The sequence below is a fragment of the Leclercia sp. CFBP8987 genome (assembly GCF_034044995.2).
GTDB classification, from domain to species: domain Bacteria; phylum Pseudomonadota; class Gammaproteobacteria; order Enterobacterales; family Enterobacteriaceae; genus Enterobacter; species Enterobacter tamurae.
Genome location: NZ_CM188255.1, coordinates 2,258,618 through 2,275,316, shown reverse-complemented (window position 1 = coordinate 2,275,316; position 16,699 = coordinate 2,258,618). Strand labels below are relative to the sequence as shown.

The following is a 16,699-nucleotide window of genomic DNA, read 5'->3' as shown; positions in this document are numbered from 1 at the left end:
TATCAACGGCATCACCATGCGCTTTACATTTTTGTAACACAAGGGCCTGTGTCAGAGGATTTTCTTATCTCAGCATCCGGTGCCGCGCTGCTGTTTCATGGAGTACATCATCTCATCGGCCGTGGTCAGCCAGCTGGCCAGATCGTCGCGATCGTGATCAAACTCTCTGACGCCCCAGGAGAAAGAGAGCGCCCACGGATACTCGGCATGCTCATTCCATACCGCGGCCTGCTCGGTGAGATACTGCATGGCGATCCACGCCCCCTTCTCGTCGCTGTTGGCAAACAGGATCGCAAACTCATCCCCGCCGTAGCGCGCCAGCACGTCGGCCTGGCGGAAGGTGGAACTCAGCAGACCGGCCATCGCCTTCAGGGCGTTATTGCCATCGGCGCGACCGTACCGGGCGTTAATCTGTTTGAAGCGGTCGAGATCCAGCCAGGCGAGGGTCAGCGGCTCAGCCCGACGGCGTGCGGCGCTGATGGCGTAGGTAGCAAGATGATGAAAACCACGGCGGTTATACAGCCCGGTCAGGTCGTCGACGATGTTGGCGCAGATTGCCGCGAATTCAGCCTCCACCAGCGCCGCCAGATCGGCCAACGCCTCAACGTCAGAGGACGAAAACTGCCGCGGCTGGTGGTCGATAATGCACAGCGATCCCACCGTCGCACCGTTGGGCAGATGCAGTGGATGACCGGCATAAAACCGGACAGGATTATCGTCGGTCGCCAGCGGATTATCCGCAAAACGGGCATCGTCGAGGGTATCAGGCACTACCAGCGGGGCATTACTGAGCACGGTATGGCCGCAAAAAGAGAGATTTCGCGGCAGATTGGTGGCGTCACCGCCATCGGCGGATTTAACCACCACCACATGCTCGTCCACCAGATTGATCATCGCCACCGGGACGGAAAACAGGCGTTTTGCCAGCCGGGTCACACGGTCATAGCTCGGGTGATTCTCGATCTCCAGCAGCCCGGATTCGCGCAAGGCGCTGAGACGCTCCACTTCATTGTTGGGTCGTGAGGGTGATTTCATTGGGGGCTCCGGACATCAGGCTTTTTAAAAGCTTAGCGCATCCTGACGCCGCTTAGTGGGCAAAGATGCGGTTTTTCCCTTCACGTTTCGCCTGGTACAGTGCAGTGTCGGCCGCCTGTAACCAGTCTGTAACATTTTTCATTTCCCGGGTGGCAATGGCGATGCCAATACTCATCGTACACTGGACCACGTCTTCCGCTACGCCGTCGATCACGGCGGCGGCATCCATAATGCGGGACGCGACAACGTGCGCCTCGTCCAGAGTCGTATCCGGCAGCAGGATCACAAACTCATCCCCGCCCAGCCGCGCCGGGGTATCGCTCTGGCGAGTGGCGATATGCAATATCTGTGACACTGTCACTAAAAGCATATCCCCTACCTTATGGCCGAAGCGATCGTTAACCTCTTTAAAGTTATCGATATCAATAAACATCAGCGCCGATTCGCTGCAGGTCTGCCGCAGCTTGTGCAGCTCATGATCGATACGCTTCTCCAGCAGACGCCGGTTAGCAATGTCGAGCAGCGGATCCATCATCGCAATGCGTTCCAGCTCGCGCGATTTAAAGCGCAGCCGCATGGCGATACTGTTGGTGAGCACGCTCAGCGCTACAGTATAGATGCCAATCAGCGGCAGCGTGGCGTACATCGTACGCTCCGACACCCAGGGAACCAGCGCCATCCCCTGCGTCAGCCAGCTGGCCATGAAGACCGCCAGCATCACCGCTCCGGCTTTTTTCATCAGCGGGAACCCCCCGGCCGCCAGCCGATCGGCCAGTAGGATAGTAGCAATGGCGACGGACGGCAGCGGGTTCGCCGACATCATCGCGATCCAGAACCCGCCCGCACCGGCGTCCAGCACCAGGTTTTGGTGTTCGGTACTCAGCGGCGCGGCAGAGCGACGCGCACGCCAGAAGGCCAGCGTCGGCCAGATAAAGGCGTTTATCGCCAGAAGACCCATAAGCCAGGGTGAACGTTGCTGTTCCACCAGCACCGAAAGAATGGGGAAAAAGCAGAGAAATGTTCCAAGCACTCGCATCAGGAACATGCGTTTGATAAACCGTCTGCCAGGCACGCGAGGGGATTTACTGAGTCTGTCAGATGCGTTCATCACACGAATTTTCCGAAATAATCACCCCATTATATTATTGACGTACAAAATACGTATCAAGGCATTTATCAGTTTCATGAATATATGCTAGTGGCCCGTGTGCCGTGCAGGCAAACGATTACAGCGGTTCCGATGCCGCAGCCTTTTGCGCAGCAGACGTTATCTCTGTCATTCGGGCGCTGGTGCGATTTCGCCCTGCTTTTTTCGAGCGATACAGATAATCATCCGCTTCGCTCATCAGACGATTGAAAACGTCCGTCAGCTGCCACGACTCCGATTTTCCGTTGCCCAGACCAATACTGACGGTTAAAAACAGCGCCTGCCCGCGCCATTTGAACGGATACTGTTCAATGGTGGTACGGATACGTTCCGCCAGGGCGTAACCCTGCTGTGCCGACGTGGTGTTGATCACCACCGCAAACTCCTCCCCACCCATTCGCGCCACCAGCCCCTCGCTCCCCACGGTCTCCTGCACTTTACGGGCAAAGGCCGCCAGGACCGTATCGCCACACTCATGACCGAAGTTGTCGTTAATGCTTTTAAAATAGTCGATATCCAGCAGCATGACGGTCAGCAGCGGGCTTTTGCGTGTTCCCTCATCGCGCTTCAGCGCTTCATACAGCCCGGAACGGGAGTAAACCTGGGTTAAAAAGTCATAATCGGCACGCAGGGAGACCTGGCGGATCAGGGAGTTGATCGCCGCCATGCTAACCGACACCATTATCGGGCAGATGGCCATGGTGGCGATCCCCAGACGGGCGGAGAACATCATCGGGGTGGTGAGCGGCGTGGTCGCCACGATGGTAATAATGGAGTTGGCGACCAGGGTGATCTCCACCGCCCCGGTGACAAAGGTCAGCAGGCAGGTTGCCGGCAGCGAATAACGCACCGCGCACCAGATCAACGCCGGCATCGGAAACGCCAGCGCACCGGCCCCGCCGATCGCCACCGAGGCCACGACAGAGATCACCAGTAACACCACCGGCATCAAATGGCTGGCGCGCAGGGTCCGGGTGAACGCGGGCCAGGTGATGGTCAGCAGACAGGGAACGATTAACACCCCGGTGGAAAACTGTTCGCTAAACCAGTCGGCGACCAGCGGCCAGAAAGTGCGATTGTCCAACCCGACTGACGACAGCGCCCCGACCAGGGCGCACAGTAGCGCGGCCAGCAGGCAATAGTTAAACAGCCGCAGGGCATTGACCGGATCCGGGGTACTGTTTTTCAGCCGCCTGTCGCGCTGAACCAGCAGCGCAACGGTGACAATAAACATCATATTCGAGAGGTTAATGCCGAGCGAGGTGATACCCCAGTTGGTGGTGATAAGATCGTACAGCAGCATGGCAATGTACGATATCGCATAGTAGTGCAGCCGGTTGAGGTAAGCATAACGGGCAAACACCCCCGCCATCACCCCATTCAGCGGCCAGAACATCGACAGAGACTCCACCAGACGTAGCTGCGCGCCAATAAAATAGAACAGCGTGGTCAGGACAAATATGCCCACCGCATTACGTAAGGGACTTTGCGGCTGAAAAAGCGCGAAGGTTCTGGTGGAGGCAGAAGACATGCAATATCAATCCATAGGGTTGCTTTTAACAATGATTTTCACCCGCGCGGGTGAATGTTAAAAGTTTGGGATTAATGTATATCACATTAGGGGTATGACAATCACCACCCCGTTAAGGGGGGGTTAACGGTCCGGCGGTCAGCCCCCGCCGCAGGACCCGCTTAATAGACCGAACGCCCCAGCTTCTGGCTCAGACGCTCCAGCACCGCGACGCCTGCAAGGGAGTTTCCCGTCTCGTCCAGCTCCGGGCTCCAGACCGCAATGGCCATCTCGTGCGGCACAATCGCCACCACCCCACCGCCAACCCCTGATTTAGCAGGCAGCCCCACCCGCCAGGCGAATTCACCGGCGCTCTGATACATGCCGCTGGTCGCCATCAGGGCATTCACCTGCCGGGCCTGCATCGAGGTGACCACAGGCTCAGAGAGGTGCGGCGCATAGCCCTGCGCGGCCAGAAACAGAAAAGTGTCAGCCAGTTCGACACAGTTCATCCTCAGCGCACAGTAGTGAAAATAGTTTTGCAGAACCGTCGGCACATCGTTATGGAAATTACCGAACGACTTCATCAGCCAGGCGATCGCCGCATTGCGCGCCGAGTGTTCGAACTCCGATCGGGCCACGGCAGCATCGTAGGCGATATCACTCACCCCGGAGAGCTGACGCACGATCTCCAGCATCCGCTGACGGGGTGCGCTAAGACGACTTTGCAGCATATCGCACACCACCAGCGCCCCGGCGTTGATAAACGGATTGCGGGGCTTGCCCTGTTCGATCTCCAGCTGCAGCAGGGAGTTGAACGGCTGGCCGGAGGGATCTTTCCCCACCCGCTGCCAGATCTCGTCCTCGTCATACTGACGCATGGCCGCCACCAGGCTGAGGACTTTCGAGATCGACTGAATAGAAAAACGCTCGGTGGCATCCCCGGCCTGGAAGTGCTGGCCGTCGACGGTACGGATGGCGATCCCGAGCTTGTTGCCGTTAACCGACGCCAGCGCCGGGATGTAATCGGCCACTTTACCCTGGCCCAGTAAGGGACGTACTTGCGCCAGAATGGCTTCCAGCATCTGATTATTGATGTTCGCAGCCATCGGTTGCTCCTTGCTCACAGGCCAAAAACGGCCTGCGAGTATAACAGAGGCTTATGGATGACGTCAGGCAGGAAGTCGGAACCGCGACACCGCCTGTAACAGCAGGCCGGATTCATCATGCAGCCGTTGGGAGGCCATGGAGGCGGTGTTAACCAGGTCGTCGGTCTGGCGCGCCACCTGGTTCAGGGCCTGCAGCTGGCCGGTCATCCGGTGAATGCTGTCGCCCTGGCTGAGGGTGGCGGCGGAAATCTCGTTCAGTAAGCTGCAGAGATTGCCCACAAGACCGATCACCTGCTGCAGGTTATCCTCCAGCCTGGTGACCGCTTTCGAGCCTTCTTCGATGCCCTGCAACGAGTGGTTAATGAGCTGCTGAATGGTTTGCGTCGAGTGGCTGCTTTTGCGCGCCAGCAGGCCCACTTCCCGCGCCACTACTGCAAAGCCGCGCCCCTGATTCCCGGCATGCGCCGCTTCGATGGCCGCATTCAGCGCCAGAATATTGGTCTGAAACGCCACGTTATCGATGATCGCCACGATGCCGCGCATCTCGGAAGAACGCTCCACGATCGCCGCCATCGAGGCGTTCACCGTCTCCATCATCCGATCCCCGCCTGCCGCCATCGCCCGCGCCTCGTCCGCCCGGGAGCTTGCCAGCCTGGCATAGCCGCTGTTGCCCTCGACGTGGGTCTCCAGATCGGCAATGTGCGCGGTGACCTCTTTCAGCTCCTGCGCCTGGCGCGCCGACTGGTGATAAAGCTTCTGATTGCCCTGCGCCAGGGAACCAATATTGGTCACCATCGAGGTGGTCGCCTCGCTGACCTGGGTCACCAACTGTTGCAGGCCCTGCTGGAGGGTATCGACGCTGTCACCAAGCTGCGCCATCTCGCGGTTGAAACGCTTCACGCCGGGCGGCGGCGCGGAGAGATCCCCCGCCGCCAGCAGATTGATATGGGCGATCAGGCGGCGCAGGGGCACGATCACCCAGCGCGACATCGCAAACCACACCGCCACGGCGATCGCCACCAGCACCACCGGAGCCAGTAGATAGAGGAACTGAAGGCTGGAGAGGCTGGCGGTCAGCAGTTGACGCCCTTCCGCGGCGCGCTGGGCGCTTGCCTGCTGATAGCGGGCGTAGTTGTCATTGAAATCGGCCTGAAAAGCCTGGGCGGGTACGGCAAAAAAGGCGTCAATCGACTGGCTGTTGACCAGTCCATCGGCCTGTTCGCGGATGGCATCGAAGAACAGCTGATAGCTGTTGAGCAGTGCCTCATCCCGCGGCGGCTGCATCGCCTGCCACGCCTGCCAGGCCTGCTGAGAATCCCGTAACGCCTGCTGGGCCTCATCCATCAGGCTGTGCCAGCTTCCGTCCGAGCCGGTCTCTTTATCCTGCATAAAGTAAACCCCCGCCCGGTTAAGCAGATCGCTGGCCGCCAGCAGGGATATACGCGCCTGATCGACCTTGGTCTGTTGCAGGTACGCCATCTGGTTACGCTGTTCATTGCGCTGGGCATCACGCAGCGAGACGGAGAGTAAAACCGAAGAAGAGATTTGCAGGGCGGAAAAGAGCCCGATAATGCAGAAGATCCCCGCCAGCAAACCAAACTGCCGGGGAGTAAAGCGGCGGAAAATTTTGGTTAAGTTCATAATTGTATTCATTAACAATGCCTTAGACGTGGGCGAGTCTACGCAGTGAAAATGACAGAACTATTTCAGGGAGATGACAAGGGGCTGGAGGTACAATTCTTCCCAACCCTTTCAGGATACTAATGATTTAATTCAAGTAATAATCGGGTATTGATATACAACTTCTCATATAGCCGTATTCTCTACTGCTTCGAGCATAAAGAGGATCCATGATTGCCAATCCCCATTCGCAGTCACACTACGCAACAAGGTGTAGTAATCGTTACGCCTTTCCAGGATGAAACGAGACAAATACAAAATGGGCAACGACAACAAGCCTGACTGAATTAGATACAGGATATTCAGGATCCGTCCCGTGCGCCCGTTACCGTCAGGGAAAGGATGAATGCATTCAAACTGATAGTGCGAGATTGCCATTTTGATCAGCGGATCGACATCATCCTCTGCATGGAGGAAGCGCTCCCAGTTAGCCAGCAGATCGCGGATAGTTGTCTCGCCAACTGGCGGGGTATAGACCACATCCTCGTACTGGTCGCGCAAAACGGTACCCGGTGTTTTACGAATATCGGTTTGCACGGCTCGCAGCGTAGTACAAATCTTTATCGCGGTATTTGTACATAAGGGGTAACTGTTGAGATGGAGATATCCATCGTATAACGCTGTACGGTAGCGTAGTGCTTCCTTCGTAGCGGGATCGGCATTTTCGGCGCGGTCGACGTACTGAAAAAGCTGATCGCTGGTGGTGACAATATTCTCTATACGGGAAGAATCCTTTGCTTCCAGCATCGGAAGAATATTTATCAACAAACTCTGATCAGGTATTAATTCACCCGCAGTTTTTAGCTCTGCCATCGCTGCGCGCGCACTGATACAGGCTTTGAGTACTCTGCGTGTTTCAATGCTTTCCAAATCGGGGGGGGAGCGCGGGAAGTTCGTTATAGGGTACTGGTACTACGGGATCCCAGCTCATATGTTTAAAAAAACCATTTTTATCGACATATAGCTTTTTTATGTCGATGGTATAAACATGTCACGCCTAAATGCTTAAAAAATGGATTTTTATCGACACGTTTCGCAAATGTGCCGATTTGCCCGGCGGCGCTGCGCTTGCACGGGCCTACAGATCGGTAGGCCGGGTAAGCGCAGCGCCACCCGGCAAAACACCGGCGCTAGATCACACCCGGTCTTTCCACACCGTCTGCACATTACAGAACTCATGCAGGCCAAAGTGCGACAGCTCCCGGCCAAAGCCGCTCTTCTTCACCCCACCGAACGCCACCCGGGCATCACTGGCGCTGTAGCCGTTGATAAACACCCCGCCGCACTCGAGCTGGCGGGCAAAGCGATCCGCCGTTGCAGCATCGGCGGTAAACACCGTCGCTGAGAGGCCGAAATCGCTGTCGTTGGCCAGCTGAAGGGCATGATCCGCATCGGTTGCTACGCTGATGGCTGCGACCGGGCCAAACAGCTCCTGACGAAACGCGGTCATCGCAGGCGTCACGTTGCCCAACACCGTTGGCGCATAGTAGTTCCCTGCCCCGGCCACCTTCTCGCCGCCCAGTAACAGGGTGGCGCCTTCGGCCAGCGTGGCCTGTACCTGCTGATGCAGCCCGTCACGCAGATCGTAGCGCGCCATCGGGCCGAGGTAGTTTTCCTCTGCGTCCGGCGCACCCATTTTCAGGGCCGCGGTGGCCTCTACAAACCGCCGGCTGAATTCATCCGCAACCCCCGCCTCGACGATAAAGCGTTTGGCGGCGGCACAGACCTGTCCTGTGTTCTGATAGCGGCCGGTGACCGCCGCTTTGACCGCCAGATCCAGATCGGCGTCATTCAGGACGATAAAGGGATCGGACCCGCCCAGTTCAAGGACGCATTTTTTCAGCGCCGCTCCGGCCTGAGCACCAATCGCCGCCCCGGCACGCAGGCTGCCGGTGACGGTCACCGCCGCAATGCGCGGATCGGCAATAATCTGGCTTACCCCGTCGTTAGTGGCATTCAGCTGGCTGAACACTCCCTGGGGGAAACCGGCATCGTTAAAAATCTGTTCGATCAGGTTCGCGGCACCCAGCACGTTAGGGGCATGTTTCAGCAGATAACTGTTGCCCGCGAGGATAATCGGCGCCGCGCCGCGCAGCACCTGCCACAGGGGGAAGTTCCACGGCATCACCGCCAGCACCGGGCCCAGGGGGCGATATTCAATCACCGCGTCCGCTACCTGGGTCGTCTCGGTGGTCAACATGGCCGGGCCGTGGTCGGCATACCAGTCGCAGAGACCGGCGGATTTCGCCACCTCTGCGCGCGCCTGAGCGATGGGTTTGCCCATCTCGCGAGTGATCATCTGAGCCATCTCTTCACCGCGGCTGCGCAGGGCATCGCCCAAATCGCGTAATTTTTGCGCACGCGCCGCTACCGGCACGCTGCGCCACTGACGAAATGCGGCATCGGTCTGCGCGAGGGCATGTTCAACCTCGCTGACGGTCGCCCACGGCCACACGGCCAGGGTTTCACCGTTTGCCGGGTTGATGGACAGGGCATGGTTAACAGAAGGTGTAGTCATGATCGGCTCCGTGTAATAACAGTTGCTTCAGTGTGGCGCACTCTGCTATTTCTTAAAAATGAATAATAGTGACCACCTTATTCACGAAACGAGAACGATATGGATCTGACCCAGCTGGAAATGTTTAACGCCGTCGCCCAGACCGGCAGCATCACCCAGGCCGCGCAGAAGGTGCATCGCGTGCCGTCGAACCTGACTACCCGCATCAAGCAGCTGGAGGCCGATCTCGGCGTGGAGTTGTTTATCCGCGAGAATCAGCGGCTGCGCCTCTCTCCGGCGGGGCATAATTTTTTGCGCTACAGCCGACAGATCCTCGCCCTGGTGGATGAGGCCCGAATGGTAGTCGCGGGTGATGAACCCCAGGGGCTGTTTACCCTCGGGTCGCTGGAGAGCACCGCCGCGGTGCGTATCCCGGCCTCGCTGGCGCAGTTTAACCAGCGCTATCCGCGGATTCAGTTTGCGCTGGCGACCGGCCCTTCCGGGACGATGATCGACGGGGTGCTGGAAGGCACGCTGAGCGCGGCGTTTGTCGACGGACCGTTAACCCACCCGGAACTCGAAGGGATGCCGGTCTACCGGGAGGAGATGATGCTGGTGGTGCCCGCCGGGCAGCCGAAGGTGGATCGGGCGCTGGCAATCAGCGGGCGCGATATCTACGCCTTTCGCGCCAACTGCTCCTATCGCCGACATTTCGAGAGCTGGTTTCATGCGGATCGCGCCACGCCGGGGCGCATTCATGAGATGGAGTCCTACCACGGCATGCTGGCCTGCGTGATTGCCGGGGCGGGGATTGCGCTGATGCCGCGCTCCATGCTGGAAAGCATGCCCGGCCATCATCAGGTGGAAGCCTGGCCGCTGGCAGAAAACTGGCGCTGGCTCACCACCTGGCTGGTATGGCGTCGGGGGGCGATGACCCGCCAGCTCGAAGCGTTTATAGCACTGCTAAACGAAGATCAGCCACCAGCGCCTTCTCCATAAACAGGCTCAATGGATCGGGGGCGTATGGGGGAAAGGCCTCGCACATCTGGTATCCGCAGCGTTCATACAGACGCACGGCTGCCAGTTGCTTGATCCCGGTCTCCAGCCGCAGGGTATGACAGCTCCGGCTGAGGGCTTCATCTTCCAGCGCCGCCAGCAGTTTTTCCCCCAGCTTTTGCCCACGATGGGTCGGATCAATATAGACCCGCTTCATCTCCCCGCTGCCGTCAGCGTTCAGCACCACGGCTCCGCAGCCGACGGCATTGAGCTGGCGATCGCGGATCACCATCATGATCAGGCTGTGCTCCGGTAGCCCGGTCAGATCCAAGAGATGGTTGCTTTCCGCCGGATAGAGCGCGCTCTGGTAGCTGTCGAGGTCGGCAATCAGGGTGGTGATATCCGGATGGGCGGGCGATTCTGAGGTAATGGAATACATGGCAGGCTCCTTTTGTCGTTTTTCTCCACCATAGCGCCGGGCGGCGAAGGAACAGGCATATTTTTAACTTATAGCTGCCGCCAGCCATTGCGCCCCCTGCCGCCCGGGGGTAAGTTTGGGCACAGTCACGGTTAAAACATCAGGAAAAACAATGAACACCAAAGCCCGCAAAGTAATGATTATCGGGGCCGGAAACGTCGGTACCTCCGCCGCGTACGCCCTGCTGAACCAGAATATCTGCGAAGAGCTGCTGCTGGTGGATATCAACCAGCCGCGCAGCGAAGGCCACGCCTGGGATTTGTCAGATGCCGCGGCCTATATGCCCGGGATGATGACCATCTCCACCCGCGAGGCCAGCGACTGTGCCGATGTGGATATCGCGGTGATCACCGTCTCCGGCGGCGCGCTCAAACCGGGGCAGACCCGGCTGGATGAGCTGACCGCCACGGCCCGCATTGTGAAAAGCATTGTGCCGCAGATGATGGCGGGCGGGTTTAACGGCATTTTCCTGATTGCCACTAACCCGTGCGACATAATTACCTGGCAGGTGTGGCAGCTCTCCGGCATGCCGCGCAATCAGGTGATTGGTACCGGGGTGTGGCTGGATACCACCCGTCTGCGCCGCACCCTGGCCCAGGCGCTGGATATAGGGGCGCAGAGTATTGACGCCTTTATTCTGGGCGAGCACGGGGATACGCAGTTCCCGGTGTGGTCCCATTCGTCGGTCTACGGCTCGCCGATTGCCGAGGTGTATCAACGCCACACCGGCAAAACGCTGGATTTTGATGCGCTGGCGGAGCGCGTGCGCAAACAGGGGTTTGAGATCTACGCCCGCAAGGGTTGCACCGAGTACGGTATCGCCGCCACCATCGCTGAGATCTGCCGCAATATCTTTACCGGCAGCCACCGGGCGCTGGCAATCTCCTGCATTCTGGACGGGGAGTATGGTGTGGACGGCGTGGCGATCGGAGTACCAGCGGTGCTGGCCCAGAGCGGCGTCCAGCAGATCATTGAGCTGAAGCTGGCAGAGGATGAAGTGCAAAAATTCCGCCATTCGGCGGAGGTGATCAAAGCTAATATCGTCCGCCTGCCCTGAGCCTCAAGGTGCCAGGGTCAGGGTGGCATCCAGCTGGCTTAAGGTCTGCTGCACCCCTTCGTCCAGCCGTTTGTCGGTGACGATATCGGTCAGGGTGTTGAGGTGAACCACGTTAAACAGCGACCAGGCGCCGTATTTCGAGCTATCGGCCAGCAGCACCCGGCGTCGGGCGTTAGCGATCAGATCCCGCTTCAGGGCCGCTTTCTCTTCCGTCGGCGAGGTAATGCCGCGCTCCAGATCCCAGCCGTTACAGCTGACAAAAGCGATATCCGGCCAGATGTTCTGCAGCAGGCGGCGACCGTGCTCGCCAATACAGGACTGGCTGGAGTCATCGATGCGCCCGCCAATGATCGTCACCTCAATCTGCTTAAACTCCGACAGAAACAGGGCGATATGCAGATCGCTGGTGATGATGCGCAACGGTAGATGGGTCAGCTGGCGAGCGAGTTCAATCATGGTGGTGCCCGCATCGAGCACCACCGCGTCACCAGCCTTCACAAAGCTGGCGGCCGCGCAGGCGATGGCGTGTTTCTCCGCCAGGCTACGCTGCATTTTTTCGCTGGTGGTGGGCTGGGAAGGAATAAACCGGTTCAGGGTTACGCCGCCGTGGGTGCGGCTGATGACCCCCTCCTGATCGAGCTTAATCAGATCCCGGCGAATGGTCGCGGGCGAGGCATCCGTTGCCACCACCAGCTGATCCACCGTCACCAGGTTGTGCCCTTTCAGGTAGTCCATTATCTGTTCTAACCGGCTATATCCCTTCATATTATTCCCGTGTGATTTGCATCGCTAACTGGATAGAGACCGTCATGCTCTCAGACTTCGCTTTACCTGTCCACGCAATGTCAAACGCGGTCCCATGGTCGGCAGAAGTACGGATAAACGGCAGCCCGGCGGTGATGTTCACCCCGTCATAAAACCCAAGTAATTTCAACGGAATGTGGCCCTGATCGTGGTACATCGCCACCACCATGTCGTACATCCCTTCATGGCACTGCATAAACACTGTATCCGGCGGGCACGGCCCTGACACATTCAGCCCTTGTGCCTTCATCGCCTGTACGGCCGGACCGACAATCTTAATCTCTTCGTCGCCAAACAGACCGTTCTCCCCGGCGTGCGGGTTGACCCCGGCCACGGCGATGCGCGGATTCTTATATCCCACGCGCTTAAGGAAGGTGTCCGCAATGCCAATCACGGTTTTTACCCGATCCTGGTTGAGGGTATCAAGGAATTTGCGCAACGCGATATGGGTGGTGATGTGGATCACTTTCAGCTGATCGGTATAGAGCACCATGGCGTAATCTTTACTGTCGGTGAGGTGCGCCAGCAGTTCGGTATGGCCCGGATAGTGATGGCCCGCCAGATGCAGCGCCTCTTTGTTTAGCGGCGCGGTGGCAATGGCTTTTACCTCGCCCGCCATCGCCAGCCCGGTGGCGCGACGCACGCAGCGATAGGCCAGATCCCCGGCCTGGGCCTGCACCACCCCAGGCTGCAACGCCTCGGGATCCGCCAGCGGTTCATCCAGCACGTTAATAATGGCCGGGCCAAACTGCGCCTCGCTGACGCGGCTAATCACGCGTAACTCCGCCGGGGCGGTGATGCCTTTCGCCAGCACCCGTTGCAGGGTTCTGGCACACCCTACCACCACCACCTCCGCGCCGGACAGTTCGCCCTCGGTCAGGGATTTGATAATGATCTCCGGGCCGATGCCCGCCGGGTCGCCCATGGTTACAGCAATGATATTAGTCACTCATCTTCTCCTCGATAAAATGCAAAACCTCAAGCAGCGTGGATTCAGTACCAAAACCGCCCGCTTTGGTCATGACTGGCCCCTGCCAGTGACAACCCAAAAACCGACCAAACGGCACGCACTGCGCCACTTGTCCGCGAATGGCAAACCCTTGCGCGTTGAGCGCGCGGGCAACCGCCATCGCCACATCGCCGCCGGAGACATACAGCGCCGCCGGGTTGTGGCTCTCAAGCACGTTGCGCGTTAATTCCCCCAGAAATGCGCTGATGGTCTCCCCCAGCGCGGCGCGGCTTAATCCGCGCTGCTGACACAGGGCATCTATTCGATGCCGGGCCTGAGTATCGGCGCAGGTATGCACCACGCAGTGCTGGCCCGCCGCCAGCGCCGCAGCGATCTGCTGCTGATAACCCGCCAGCGCACCGTTAAACACATCATTAATATCAATCAGTACCGTACTGACATCAGGGTGATTGCGGACGAGCTGGATCTGCTGTTGCGCAATCTCACTCATCGAACCGATTACCGCCAGCAGCTGACGCGGGGTAGCCAGACGGCGCGCCAGGGCATCGCACAGCCCGGCGGAGCCCACCAGCAGCGGACGCTCAATGCTGGCAAAGGCCGCACTGACAATCTGATCCAGTTCGTCGTCGCTCTGCGCATCCACAATCAGCAGGTGCGCATCGCCCTGTAGAGCCGCCGCCAGCTGCGCCGGGGTAACCACCACGCTGTTAAGCGCAGTTTGCTCCACCAGCACTGCCGCGATATGGGCATGACGCACCGGGGTTTTCGGGTCGCTGGCAAATTCGGTCTCCGTGACCGGCACGCCCTTCACCAGGCAGACGCCGTTTTGCGTGGTACGTCCCGCTGCCGGGAATGCCGGGGCGATAATCGCCTGACGCTGACCGCTAAGACGCAGCAGCGCCTCGACTTCTGCCCCCGGGTTGCCGCGCAGGGTGGAGTCGATTTTCTTCACCAGCCATTTTGCGGCATCAATCTCGGCGGCAAAGCGCGCCAGCTTTTCAGCGGCCTCTGATGCCCGAAGGGATCGACTGTCGCTATTAATAACCAGCGCATCGGTGTCGCCGGTAAAGGGAGTCTGAAACGCCACGCTGACTTTTTTGCCGCTTAACGCCAGGCTGACCCCCGCATCGTTAGCGCCGGTAAAGTCATCGGCGATCACCACCACTTCTCTGTTCAGGTTGTTCACTTACATCCCCAAAGGTTCGCATTTCCTGTTAATGATTATATTCAATCATGATTGATTATATGTGAGCAAGATCAAGTTATTCAGTTTGCGAATAAATTATAAATTTAGACACACGATGACTGTGATTGCCTTTTTTGAGCGAAATTAATCACAGACACAGCAACAGGAGAGCAATGTGTTAACCATTAACAGTACGATTATCAGCGGTGCAGGGGCCATCCCGGCCCTCGCGCCCCTGCTGGCCGGCAAGACGCGCCTTTTACTGGTCACCGACGGCAATATCGCCCGTCTGGACGCGGCCCGCGCTATCCGCACTCTGCTGGAAGCCGACAACCGCCACGTCAGCGTGATCGACAGCGTGCCGCCGGAGCCAACCGATCATGACGTTCGCGCCCTGCTGACCGGGATCAACGACACCGACGTTGATCTGGTGGTGGGCGTGGGCGGCGGCAGCGTACTGGATGTGGCCAAGCTGCTCTCCGTCCTGTGCCATAACTCTTCTCCGGGGCTGGACGCCCTGCTGGCGGGAGAAAAACCGACCGTTCGCCTCCCCTCATTATTGATTCCGGCCAGCGCCGGCACCGGTTCTGAAGCCACGCCGAACGCGATCCTCGCCATCCCTGAGCAGAGCACCAAAATCGGCATCATCTCCCCGGTGCTGCTGCCGGATTACGTGGCCCTGTTACCGGAACTCACCACCAGCATGCCGCCGCACATTGCCTCTTCGACCGGGATCGACGCGCTGTGCCACCTGATCGAGTGCTTTACCGCCACCGTGGCGAATCCGGTGAGCGATAACGCGGCGCTGATTGGCCTGCGCAAACTGCTGAACAACATCGAAACCGCCTGCGCCGAGCCGCACAACCTGGCGGCGAAGCTGGAGATGCTGTGGGCCTCGTACTACGGCGGCGTGGCCATTGCCCATGCCGGTACCCATCTGGTGCACGCCCTTTCTTATCCGCTGGGGGGCAAATACCACCTCCCGCACGGGGTAGCCAACGCCATTCTGCTGGCGCCCTGCATGCGCGTGGTGCGCCCGAACGCGATCGAAAAATTCGCTCAGGTCTGGGATCTGGTGCCGGGTGCCGATACCTCCCTGTCGGCAGAAGAGAAATCTCACGCGCTGGTGGAGTGGTTTGCCGCCCTGGTGCGTCGTCTGAATTTACCGGACAACCTCGAAACGCTGGGCGTCCCGCGGGATGACATCGCCTCCCTGAGCGATGCCGCCCTGAACGTTAAACGCCTGATGAACAACGCCCCGCGTCAGGTCAGCCATGCCGAGGTGCAGGGCATTTACCAGACCCTGTTCCCCGAAATGTAAACATCGAAGGAGTGAGAAATGCGTAACAAGATTGAAGGCGTGCTGACGGCGATCGTCACCCCCTTTACCGAGGATGGCGGTCTGCATCTGACGGGCCTGAAACGCCAGATCCAGCGCCAACTCGCGGCGGGTAACGGTATTTTCTGCGGCGGCACCAACGGTGAGTTCTTTGTCCTGACCGAAGAGGAAAAAGTGGCCGTCACCCGCACCTGCGTGGAAGAAGTCGCCGGACGCGCGCCGGTGGTGGCGCACATCGGGGAGATCTCCACCCGGGCCACCATTCGCCTCGGCAAGCAGGTTGAAACGCTGGGCGTGGATGCCGTTTCGGTGATCACCCCGTGGTTTGTCCCCCTGACGCAGGCGGAGTTGATTACCCATTACACCGCCATCGCCGATGCCCTGACGGTGCCGGTCTTCCTGTACAACATTCCGGCGCGAACCGGCAATACCATTGAGCCGCAGACCGCGCGCGTGCTGGCCTCGCACCCGAACATTATCGGGATTAAAGACAGCGCGGGCAGCTACGAGAGCCTGAGCGGTTTCCTGAAGGCCGCCCAGGATATCGACGGTTTCGACGTGCTGAACGGCCCGGACTCGCTGATCCATCAGGGCTTTGTCGAAGGTTGTTCCGCCTGTATTTCCGGGCTGGCCAACGTCGCACCGGAGGCAATCAACGCCATCTGGGCGCGTTTCCATGCGGGCGATATTGACGGCTCGCGTCAGGCGCAGGAAGGGGTGACTGAACTGCGGACCCGTTTATACAACGTGGCCTTCTCCCCGGCAGCTGTGAAAAAGGCGCTGCAGGTGATGGGCGAAGAGGTGGGTGAAAGCCGCTACGCGGTGGCTTTCGATGCGCAACAGACTGAACAGATCCGCCAGATAGTGACAACGTCACTGCAGTAACCGGCG

At 58.9% G+C, this 16,699-nt stretch carries 14 protein-coding genes and 1 pseudogene; 4 read left to right on the top strand and 11 right to left on the bottom strand.

The genetic code is table 11. From position 1 onward, the window contains the following. Positions 1-69 precede the first annotated feature (69 nt). The 7 genes and pseudogenes from SOM40_RS11010 to sad form a co-directional block, all read right to left on the bottom strand. Positions 70-1,035, bottom strand: a complete 966-nt coding sequence (locus tag SOM40_RS11010; protein ID WP_261643564.1) for a sensor domain-containing diguanylate cyclase — start codon at positions 1,033-1,035, stop codon at positions 70-72. A 52-nt stretch (positions 1,036-1,087) separates the two neighbouring features. Continuing rightward, positions 1,088-2,080, bottom strand: coding sequence for a sensor domain-containing diguanylate cyclase (locus SOM40_RS11005; protein ID WP_320531011.1), 993 nt, complete (start codon positions 2,078-2,080; stop codon positions 1,088-1,090). A 181-nt stretch (positions 2,081-2,261) separates the two neighbouring features. Then, entirely contained in the window at positions 2,262-3,713 is a 1,452-nt protein-coding gene (locus SOM40_RS11000; protein WP_106993871.1) for a GGDEF domain-containing protein, read from the bottom strand. A gap of 161 nt (positions 3,714-3,874) precedes the next feature. Further along, positions 3,875-4,801 carry a glutaminase B gene (gene glsB / locus SOM40_RS10995; RefSeq protein ID WP_320530986.1) on the bottom strand — a complete coding sequence of 309 codons (927 nt, stop codon included), beginning with the start codon at positions 4,799-4,801 and terminating at the stop codon, positions 3,875-3,877. Positions 4,802-4,864: 63 nt separating this feature from the next. Next, positions 4,865-6,442, bottom strand: a complete 1,578-nt coding sequence (locus SOM40_RS10990) for a methyl-accepting chemotaxis protein (RefSeq protein WP_320530987.1) — start codon at positions 6,440-6,442, stop codon at positions 4,865-4,867. Positions 6,443-6,613: 171 nt separating this feature from the next. Further along, positions 6,614-7,412: pseudogene (locus tag SOM40_RS10985) on the bottom strand (Fic family protein); the annotation flags it as partial. A 204-nt stretch (positions 7,413-7,616) separates the two neighbouring features. Further along, positions 7,617-8,999, bottom strand: coding sequence for a succinate-semialdehyde dehydrogenase (sad, locus tag SOM40_RS10980; protein ID WP_320530988.1), 1,383 nt, complete (start codon positions 8,997-8,999; stop codon positions 7,617-7,619). Between the two features lie 99 nt (positions 9,000-9,098). Between sad and ptrR the strand changes: the two genes are divergently transcribed. Next, a complete protein-coding gene (ptrR, locus tag SOM40_RS10975) occupies positions 9,099-9,977 on the top strand; it encodes a putrescine utilization regulator PtrR (RefSeq protein WP_166182412.1) in 879 nt (292 codons plus the stop codon). On the opposite strand, the gene SOM40_RS10970 is transcribed toward ptrR, so the two are convergent. Next, entirely contained in the window at positions 9,931-10,413 is a 483-nt protein-coding gene (locus tag SOM40_RS10970; RefSeq protein WP_262673849.1) for a GNAT family N-acetyltransferase, read from the bottom strand. The two genes, ptrR and SOM40_RS10970, sit on opposite strands and share 47 nt — an antisense overlap. A gap of 151 nt (positions 10,414-10,564) precedes the next feature. Here SOM40_RS10970 and SOM40_RS10965 point away from each other — a divergent pair, with 151 nt between their 5' ends. Continuing rightward, positions 10,565-11,509 (top strand): L-lactate dehydrogenase, encoded by a 945-nt coding sequence (locus SOM40_RS10965; protein WP_320530989.1) that lies wholly within the window; start codon positions 10,565-10,567, stop codon positions 11,507-11,509. 3 nt (positions 11,510-11,512) lie between these two features. Here SOM40_RS10965 and SOM40_RS10960 read toward each other — a convergent pair whose 3' ends face one another. Genes SOM40_RS10960 through dtnK form a run of 3 tightly spaced genes read right to left on the bottom strand, consistent with a single transcriptional unit; the run spans position 11,513 to position 14,469 of the window. Then, positions 11,513-12,274, bottom strand: coding sequence for a DeoR/GlpR family DNA-binding transcription regulator (locus SOM40_RS10960; protein ID WP_320530990.1), 762 nt, complete (start codon positions 12,272-12,274; stop codon positions 11,513-11,515). A gap of 1 nt (position 12,275) precedes the next feature. Beyond that, positions 12,276-13,262 carry a D-threonate 4-phosphate dehydrogenase gene (locus SOM40_RS10955; RefSeq protein WP_106993862.1) on the bottom strand — a complete coding sequence of 329 codons (987 nt, stop codon included), beginning with the start codon at positions 13,260-13,262 and terminating at the stop codon, positions 12,276-12,278. Beyond that, the gene (gene dtnK, locus SOM40_RS10950) at positions 13,255-14,469 is read right to left on the bottom strand and encodes a D-threonate kinase (protein ID WP_320530991.1); all 1,215 of its coding nucleotides are present in this window, start codon (positions 14,467-14,469) and stop codon (positions 13,255-13,257) included. The genes SOM40_RS10955 and dtnK overlap by 8 nt, the downstream gene beginning before the upstream one ends. 175 nt (positions 14,470-14,644) lie before the next feature. On the opposite strand from dtnK, the gene SOM40_RS10945 reads away from it, so the two are divergent. Both SOM40_RS10945 and SOM40_RS10940 read left to right on the top strand, forming a co-directional pair. Beyond that, complete coding sequence (locus SOM40_RS10945) at positions 14,645-15,790, top strand: iron-containing alcohol dehydrogenase (RefSeq protein WP_320530992.1); 1,146 nt, start codon at positions 14,645-14,647, stop codon at positions 15,788-15,790. A gap of 18 nt (positions 15,791-15,808) precedes the next feature. Continuing rightward, positions 15,809-16,693 carry a dihydrodipicolinate synthase family protein gene (locus SOM40_RS10940; RefSeq protein ID WP_320530993.1) on the top strand — a complete coding sequence of 295 codons (885 nt, stop codon included), beginning with the start codon at positions 15,809-15,811 and terminating at the stop codon, positions 16,691-16,693. Positions 16,694-16,699: the final 6 nt, after the last annotated feature.